Raw genomic sequence first — 1066 nt, forward strand, 5'->3', positions numbered from 1 at the left:
GCAATTTCACCAAATTGATTCATCGCAATATGTAATTTACAGCCATAAAACCAGCCCATTGAGCTTCTACCACGTGATGCAATTTGGACTAATGATTTATGACGCTGAATACGTTGATTTTTACAAACTGGCAAAGTTGTTGAATCAATCCATAAATATTGTGTACCTTGACCTTTCATCAGTGCCACATGTAAAGCGTGTAGAGCTAATTGATGCCTATTGATCAGATGAATCATCCGTTGGTAACAGGGTAAGCTTTTAAATAAATGATTTTTATCCTGTTTCAACCATGTAAAAAAGGCTTTGAAATTAGTGAAATGAGAACATTTATACCAGATAGCAATAAAAGTGATTTCTGAGATACTCAAGTGAGCGGTTCGGACTCTTGAGAAACGACGACTTTGTTTAAGGAAATTCCAATAGGTTGCTTCAAATTTAAGAAAGAAATCATCAATTAAGCAGAATAATTCGGTACTATTAAACATAGGGACTAGAGTTTTAAGTTTTGTGTGGTAACTCAACTGATGGCTCTAGTCCTCTTATTTTTCAAGTCAATTTCTTATCCGCGATTCGGGTTAAATACTAGGAAAAGTAGAATTTTGATTACTAAATAAGCATTCGTGATATTTTTTATAAAATATTTAAAAATAGGGGTTGTGCCTGATCTGAAATCCTGTAGAATGCACATCCATCGGCGGTGATGAAGATTAAAACTTCTGATAAAACAGTAACTTAGTTAAAATGATTAAGTTGGGTTTTAGAAAGAAAGTTTAAAATAATTTGAAATTGCAGTTGACTATTTATCGAAAGAGAGTAGTATAGCCGACCTAGCTTGCTGGTGACGAACCAACAAGAAGATCATTAAGAGATTATGAAGAACAACTTGTGTGGATTTTTACTGATTGATTAATCGAAATTATTTTCATTGATTGATGGTAAAAATGACTCGAAGTTTATTTGAGAAATATTTGTCAGAAGATTGATGAGCCAAGATTGGTGCCCTATAGGCACTAAGCAATATTAAACTGAAGAGTTTGATCATGGCTCAGATTGAACGCTGGCGGCA

The 1066-nt window shown here is 33.9% G+C and carries 1 protein-coding gene; it reads right to left on the bottom strand.

The window, feature by feature from the left end:
- The coding region (locus AC5YCE_RS15555) for a transposase (protein ID WP_496170869.1) at positions 1 to 485 on the bottom strand (485 nt) is incomplete at its 3' end.
- Positions 486 to 1066: the final 581 nt, after the last annotated feature.

It is taken from the genome of Acinetobacter sp. CY79, assembly GCF_059515845.1.